The sequence below is a fragment of the Psychromarinibacter halotolerans genome (genome assembly GCF_029168315.1).
Classification (GTDB): Bacteria; Pseudomonadota; Alphaproteobacteria; order Rhodobacterales; family Rhodobacteraceae; genus Psychromarinibacter; species Psychromarinibacter halotolerans.
Window position 1 is genome coordinate 20,996 of the sequence record NZ_JARGYD010000020.1, and the last position, 7,616, is coordinate 28,611.

Sequence of the window (7,616 nt, forward strand, 5' to 3'; positions counted from 1 at the left end):
CCGCGCGCACGGCGGGGCGCAGGGCGACGCGGATGCGGATGCGATGTCACCGGAGCGCATGCGAGACCTGGGATTGATCTAGATGGCAACGGATGACGATCTTCAAATCAAGGTCGGGCTGACCGAGAAGCAGTACCTGCAGGCGCTCGCGCGCATGGAGGCTTCGACCTTGAGGTCCGCGAACAAGGCGGAGAAGGGCTTCGCGCGGGCGAACCGCAACATCGGCCGCAGCTTCGAACAGGCCGATCGGGGCGCGCGCAAGTTCGCCGGCGGTGGGATGCGGCAGGCAAGCATGCAGCTGAGCCAGATCGCGCAGCAGGGGTCGGCGACCGGCGACTGGGTTCGCGCGCTGTCGATCCAGTTGCCTGACCTCGCGCTCGGTCTCGGGACGGCTGGCATTCTGGTCGGTGCGTTGGCCGGTGCGTTGATTCCGATGGGCGTCGAGATGCTGTCCGGCGCAGACAACGCAAAGGAGTTGGAAAAGAGCCTGGAGGGTCTCGAGAAAGCGGTGTCCCGGCTCGAGGCTGCGGACAAGCAGCTTGGTACCGGCGTAACTGACATGAGAGACCGATACGGGGTACTTGCGGAAGACGCACGCCGTTTGTTCGAAGTAGAGCGCGATATCGCCGCGCTGCGCGCCCGCGAAGCCATCAACCAAGTGAATGCCGGTATCGCTGACAGTCTTGGTTTGCCGGGGGCGTTGGGCATCGACCCCAGTCATATCGCGCGAATGGTTGAAACTCTGTCCAATCTGGAACGTCGCCGGGCGGAGCTGACCGAGCGGTTGTTCAGCGGTGGTCAGGGCAACGAGGCCGTTCCGATTTCAGAACTTGAGCAGCTCAACTCGGAGTTGGACGAAGTCGAAAGCAAACTTGCCGATCTTAAGGGCGTTGAGCTCGGGCTGGACGGCTTGCAGGAAATGTTCGGCATTACGGCCGAGGAGGCCCAACGACTCGCCGAGTTGCTTGCGGAGGTCGGGAGTGCCGAGGGATGGGCAGATCAGGCGCGTGCTGCGGTACGGATGGCCGATTACATCGCTGTTGCGAGCAGTGGTCTCGCCGAAGCTTCGGACGAGGGTCGGGACCTGCACGACCAGATGCTTGATGCGGCGCAAGCGGCGCTGGGGCTGTCGCGAATGGATATAGTGTCTGGAATCGCCGTGAGCGCGGACGAGGCCGCCCGGCTAGCCGATAACCTCGGCATTGCCCTAAAGCGTGCAACCGGCATCCTTGCGCTCGCCGATCCTTCGCAAGCGATTCTCGATGAGATTTCCCGGCAGAACAGGCAGGATGCCAACCCCGTAACGCACGGCCGTGGTAGCGACCCTCGTCTCTTCATGGATGGCGGCATCTACTCTGGCTACGATTCCCAGGTCGATGACTTCGTCGATGAGTACTCTTCCAAAGGTCGCGGCGGCAAGGGCGGCGGAGGCCGCACAGAGGAAGAGAAGGAGCTGAACCGGCTTCTCTCGGAGCGCGACAAGATCCTGCGAGATCTCGAGACAGCGTCCGAGGCCTACGAGCGCGAGGTCGCGGACCTCGATGCGCTGATGAAGATGGGCGAGCTGACCAGTGAGCAGTACAACGCTGCGCTCGCCAACCTGAACGAGGAGTTCGTGCGGGCCGAGTTCAGCGAAATCGTAAACGGCATCGAGAGCGTCGCCGATGCGCTCGCGGACGCGATCGTCAACGGCGAGGATTTGGGCGATGCCCTGGGCAACGTGTTTCGGCAGATCGCGTCCGACCTGATCTCGTCCGGCCTGAAATCGCTGTTCATGAGCACCTTCAACCTCGGCGGAAGCCTCGGCGGCGGTGGCGGACTGTTCGGTGGGATCTTCGGGAGCCTCTTCGGTGGTGGCCGCGCTGGCGGTGGTTCGGTCCTGCCCGGGCGGCTTTACCGAGTGAACGAGAACACGCCGAACAGCGAGCTCTTCATGCCGTCGCAGCCTGGGAGGGTTCTGACGCCAAGCCAGGCGCGGGCGATGGGCGCCGGCGCGGGCGGCGGCGGGCCGGTCAAGGTGGAGCTCGTCGTGCAGGCCGAAGAGGGCGCGATGTTCGTGCCGCGCGTCCAAGCGATCAGCGCGGACACGTCGGTCGCCGTCACCGGCGCGGCCTCGCAGGCGCAGCGCAACGCCCTGGGGTCGCAGATGCAGCGGCAGCAGGACAGGGGAACGACCACCTGATGGATCGGATCATCGTTAACGTGCCGTGGTCGGTCATGTGCCTGACGACGCGGGACTGGGATATCGACTGGCGCGCCCAGCGGCATGGCGAGTCGCTGACTGGCGTGTCGCAGTCGGTTTACTCCGCCTTTCCCCGCTGGATCGGATCGCCGCAGGCTGTCCTGACCGGCGCGCGCCTGCTGCAGTGGCGCGCGATCCGCTGGCAGGGCAAGGGCCTTCAGGCCGTGTATCGGGTATACATGCGAGATCCGGCAGCGGTCGTGCGGGCCCGCCTTGCTGAGGCGGACGGCGTGGATGCTGCGACCGGCGTGCCGTTTTCCAACGATGAGCTCTTCGTCGGCGATGTCGGTTTTGACTATCGGCCGTTTGTGCTTGCCGCCGAGGCGGCTGCGGCCGGCGCAACGTCGGTCCTGGTGGATGCCTCGGCATATCCTGGCGCCGTCGTGCAGGGCATGATCCTGAGCCACAAGGACTGGCCGTTCGGCGTTACCTCGGTAAGCGAAGAAGGCGGCAACCTCCGCCTCGAGGTCCGCCCCGGGCTGCGTGCCGCGATTGCGGAGGGTGACTCCGTGCATCTCATTCCGACCGGCCTGTTCGAGGCTTCGGAGGAAGGCATGGGAAACCCGGCCTACGGCCAGTTTGCCAAGACCAGCGTGCAGCTGCAGCTGCGCGAATGGCTGGGGCCCGGCCGCTGATGCCGTTCTTTCCGGAGAGCTTCGATGTCACGGCCGACGTGATTGGCGTTCTGCACCTGGCCTCGATCGAGACCGATGATGAGACCGTGCGTTTCGTTGTCGGAACCGATGGCCGCTTTGTCGATATTAACGGGTTCTCCTGGTACGGCAGTTCCCTGTTCTCGGTGGGCGAGCTGGAGGTCGCGATCAACGGGATCGCCCCGTCGGGCGAGGCGTCGCTTTCGTACTTCCAGGATCCGGCGATGCCGGAGCTGATCGACGACATCAAGCTGCAGGGTGCGGATGCGGTCGACGGCCGACCGATCCGGTTTTACGTTCAGCCCCTGCTTGCCGCCGAGGACCTGCAGGCGCCGAAGGTCGCGCCGATCCTGTTTGCGTCGCGGACGATGCGGGCTGTTCGCTACGAGCGCACTGGTGGCCAGCAGCGGCGCATCACCCTGACCTTCGAGAGCATCTGGGAGCAGCGGTCCAGGCGCCGCGGCCTGCAGTACACGACTGAGGACCATGCGCGCCTGACCGGATCGGCGAACCCGAGCCTCGAATTCATGCCGACGGACGGCCAGCGGGACGTGAAGCTGTGGGGCTGATGTCGCCGCTGTTTCAGGAGGTCAATCGCTGGCACGGCTTGCCGACCGTCTGGGGGCGGAGCGATTGCATGCTGGTGGTCGCCGATTGGGTCGAGCGGGTGACCGGCCGCGACTTCGCGGCGGACCTGCGGAATCGCTATTACGACGAGGCCTCTGCAGAGCGTGTCTGCGGCTGGGTGACCGCGCCTGTGGAGTGTGTCGCGAGCCGTGTCGGGGATGACCTTCCCCGGATCGCCGTTGAGGATCGGTTGCCTGGCGATATCGCGGTCCTGTCCTTCGCGGGCGAGGATGGTGGTCGGGGTCATTCGACAGGCGCCGTCTGGCTCGGTCGATCGTGGGTCTGCAAGGGCGTCCGGCGCGGCGCGGTGGAGTTGCGGCACTCCATGCTAGAGGCGCAGGTGCTGGCTGCCTGGCGTGTTCCCTATGGCGGTGCGGAGCGGGGCGATGCGTAGCCGGCTTTTGCTGACGACGGCGATCGTGGCGCCGATGGCTGCCCTGCCGAAGCCTGCGGAGGCTGCGCCGATCGTGGGCTTTCTGCCGGCGATCGGCATCGGGACGCAGGCGCTCGTGGGCACCGGCGCGACCCTGCTGACGACGCTGACGGCCTCTGCAGCGTTGACCGGGATCGGGTCGTTCCTGCTGTCGCCGTTCGGCAAGTTGATCATCGGGTTCGGGCTGTCGGCGCTGTCCAACGCGCTGTTCAAGCCAAACATTCCGTCGCCGAGCGACCGCATGGTGAACTACAGTCAGCCGATCGCCTATTTCGATCGTCTGTACGGGCGGGCGCGCAAGGGCGGGCCGCTGGCCATGACGGTCTTTCGCGGCAAGCGCCGGCACTACGGGGTGCTGATCGCAGCGCACTCGACGCAGGGTGTCGTGGACTGGTGGCTCGATAAGTTTGTCGTTGCGACCGATGCCAGCGGCAACGTCCAGACCGATCCGATCCTGCAGGGGGGCAAGTCCTACGGCAATGTGCGCGGGCACACCGGGCAGGCCGGTCAGCTCGTCGATTCGATCTGGCTGTCGGAAGTGACGGAGATCACGTCGGCCCACGACTTCGAGGGGCTATCCTACGCGGCCGCGTGGGCGCAGAAGCCTGGTCAGGAGAAGTACAACGAGATCCTGCCGAACGGGACTGAGTGGCAGATCGCGCCGGTCTGGGATGGCAATGATCAGATCCGGGATCCGCGCGACGACAGCGTGGGGTTCAGCCGCAATTGGGCGCTTTGCGTCGCGCATGAGCTCGAGACCTATTGGGGCCTTTCGCTCGATGACGACATGCTCGCAGCGGAGGCGGACGCATGCGACGTGGAGGTCACCGATCGGGACGGCGTGACCGGAGCGAAGTGGGAGCTAAACGGCTCGATCGGCGACGACATGCCGATGAAGGATATCCTGGCGCAGATGATCGCGGCGGCCGATGCCTTCATGTGGGAGAAGCCCGACGGGACGGTCGGGATCCACGCGGGGCGCTGGACCGAGCCGACGGTCACGCTGGGGCCGGAGGACTTCTTCAGCCAGCAGATTGCGGCGGGCAAGGTGGAGCCCGGCGTCGCGAACGAGTTCATCGCGACCTATGTCGAGCCCGAGCGGGAGTGGCGCGAGTCGCCTTCGGGGGTCTACGTCGAGGACGACACGTTGCGGCGCATCCGGCGCGAACCGGCGCTCTACATGGTGACCTGGCACAACCAGGCCGCGCGCGTGCTGAAGCGCATGGCAAAGATCGAGCACGCCGAGTACCGGCTTGCCGGCACCATCGGGCTGAAGGGTTACGAGTTGATCGAGCAGGCGGGGTGCGGGCCGCGGTTCGCACGCTACGTGGATCCTGCCGCCGGCTATGATTTCTTTATCGAGCTCGCATCGCTGAAGCGTCGGATGGATGGGGTGTCTTTCGACATTGAGGCCTATTCCGTCGTCCCGTCCGACTTCGACTTCAATGCGGTGTCTGAAGAGCCGCAGCCGCCGGAGTTGACGCAGCTTGACGACGAGGAAGAGGTCGACGAGCTCGACGACCTGCAGGGCGCGAATTACGGCAGCGGCAACCTCACGCCGGCGATCGAATGGACGTGGCCGGAGCAGGACGAGATCTACAGCATCAAGCTGCGCATGCGGCAGGTCACCGCGCCTGTCTCCGAGTGGCAGGTGGTCACGCTCGATCCCGGGACCACAAGCTACATCGCGGCCGGTCTGATCGAGGGTGAGACTTACGAGGCGCAGATCAAGAACTACACGGTGAGCAGTGCCGGTGGGGCCGGCGGGCCAGACTACCAGCCGGAGCCGCCGGTGCAGGTGGTCGCCGCGGTTGTGCCGCCGGCACTGACGATCGACACGGTGGCCGCGGAGCCTGGACGCGTCCGGTTCACGGGCAGGACGCCGGCGTGGGTGCTGATGGGCGGTGTGCGGATCTATCGCGGCGCCGTCGGAGCTGCGTTCGAGGACGCGGATATCGTGACCGCCGGAACCATCACGGTCGGAAGCGACACCGATTTCGATGTCGTGGCCGGCGATGTAACGGCGACGGACCTGCTGTCCAACGGCGATTTCGCGGACGGCTCTGCCTGGACGGCGGGCACCGACTGGTCGATCGCTTCCGGCGCAGCGTCCCACGTCGGCGGCAGCGCGGGCAATTTGGTGCAGGGCATTTCCGTCTCCGAGGGCGATGTATGCCGCGTGACCTTCACCCTTCAAAACCGGACCGCTGGCGATGTGACTCCTGCCCTGCAGGGCAGCGCGACCAACAGCGGAACGGGCAGGAGCGCGGACGGCACATATGCCGAGACGATCGTTGCGCCTGCGGCCGCGACCGCGTTCCGGCTGGATGCGTCCGCTGCGTTCGTCGGCAACGTGGATGACGTCTCGGTCGTGGTCGACACGGTCGACTGCCTCTACCTTGGCGAGGCCGACTTCTGGATAGTTCCGGTCAGTGACACCGGGGGCGCTGGAGCGCCGCAAGGGCCCTACACCTTGCAAGTTCGATAACGGAGTTCTGCAAATGACCACGCTAAGTGCCCGCGAGATCCTTTTGGGAAACCCGCCGAGTGCGTCCTACCAGCCCGACCGCGAACAACTTGCGGAGAAGCTCGAGGGAATGGAGGCAGCTATCGCTGCTTCCGAGGTGGGTATTTCGGTCGCCTCTTACACCCCTGCGGCCGATGGTCTTGCGCTCGACGACACGCCGTTCTCGCAGCTTGAGGGCAACGTCGGCACCAAGAAGTTCCGCTCTGACCTTGCCGGCAAGACCTACCTCGTGTCTGCGATCCCGACCGGCCTGCAGTACGTGAACGGCGGGTTCAAGCTGGCAGACGTGCTCGGCAATAACGCAGACGTCGACTGTGTCTACCCGGCAAAAGAGACCTTCGACTTCGAGATCCGGCAGGTGTCGCCTGGCACGGCGAACTACGAGTCCTGGCCGCAGGGCAAGCGCCACATCGTGAATATCTCGGGGAACGTTGTTCACTACTGCGGCTTCAACGCGGACCACGAACACAACGGCGGCAAGGTCGCGGAGCTCTACTCTTCGAACGACGACGGCGCGACCTGGCGCTGGGATTGCACGATCGATTCCGGCAACGCCTATTCGGCGTCGTGCTGGGCGCTCGGGGAGCATGCGGGCCAGCAGTTCGCCATTGTGCGCCGCCGTGATCCTGAAACCGACGCCCACGACGAGTCGGTCCTTCTGGCGCGTCGCCTTTACGAGATCCGGCGCGGCGAAGTGATCAACGTGACCACGACCGATACTTCGGCGACGTTCCGGGTCAACGTCGATGATCTGGTTGACTGGGGTGTCCGCATTGGCGACGAGGTGCAGCTGAATTCGTTCGGGACGGTGAACGGTCTCGATCTGCAGGATCGCACGATCATTACGGTCAGCGACAACGGCAACGATTGGATCGAGTTCGAGCACCCGACCGACGTCGCCACGGCGACCGGCACGTCGGACACGCCCTCTGACGGCGTGATCGAGTTCAACCCGCGGAACAAGGGTTTCGTCGAGGTCATGTTCCCTGGCGACATCACGCTCGGCGAGGCGCTGCTGGCCTATGCTGGCACGCCGTTCTCTTCGCTGCCGACGCTCTTCCACGATTGCGAGGTCTGGGAGGGCACCGGCGTTGGCGCGCTGAAAACCTGCGCGGCCGGCGGCGGCTCCGGCGG

The 7,616-nt window shown here is 65.3% G+C and carries 6 protein-coding genes; all 6 read left to right on the forward strand.

Going from position 1 to position 7,616, the window contains the following annotated elements; all coding sequences use genetic code 11:
• Positions 1–82 precede the first annotated feature (82 nt).
• The gene (locus P1K30_RS23310; protein ID WP_275635147.1) at positions 83–2,182 is read left to right on the forward strand and encodes an AAA family ATPase; all 2,100 of its coding nucleotides are present in this window, start codon (positions 83–85) and stop codon (positions 2,180–2,182) included.
• The gene (locus tag P1K30_RS23315; protein WP_275635148.1) at positions 2,182–2,877 is read left to right on the forward strand and encodes a hypothetical protein; all 696 of its coding nucleotides are present in this window, start codon (positions 2,182–2,184) and stop codon (positions 2,875–2,877) included. Before P1K30_RS23310 ends, P1K30_RS23315 begins: the two co-directional genes overlap by 1 nt.
• Positions 2,877–3,464 carry a hypothetical protein gene (locus P1K30_RS23320; RefSeq protein ID WP_275635149.1) on the forward strand — a complete coding sequence of 196 codons (588 nt, stop codon included), beginning with the start codon at positions 2,877–2,879 and terminating at the stop codon, positions 3,462–3,464. Before P1K30_RS23315 ends, P1K30_RS23320 begins: the two co-directional genes overlap by 1 nt.
• Complete coding sequence (locus tag P1K30_RS23325) at positions 3,464–3,916, forward strand: DUF6950 family protein (protein ID WP_275635150.1); 453 nt, start codon at positions 3,464–3,466, stop codon at positions 3,914–3,916. The genes P1K30_RS23320 and P1K30_RS23325 overlap by 1 nt, the downstream gene beginning before the upstream one ends.
• The gene (locus tag P1K30_RS23330) at positions 3,909–6,443 is read left to right on the forward strand and encodes a fibronectin type III domain-containing protein (protein WP_275635151.1); all 2,535 of its coding nucleotides are present in this window, start codon (positions 3,909–3,911) and stop codon (positions 6,441–6,443) included. Before P1K30_RS23325 ends, P1K30_RS23330 begins: the two co-directional genes overlap by 8 nt.
• A gap of 13 nt (positions 6,444–6,456) precedes the next feature.
• Positions 6,457–7,616, forward strand: a 1,160-nt coding sequence (locus tag P1K30_RS23335; RefSeq protein WP_275635152.1) for a hypothetical protein, incomplete at its 3' end; no start/stop codon positions are given.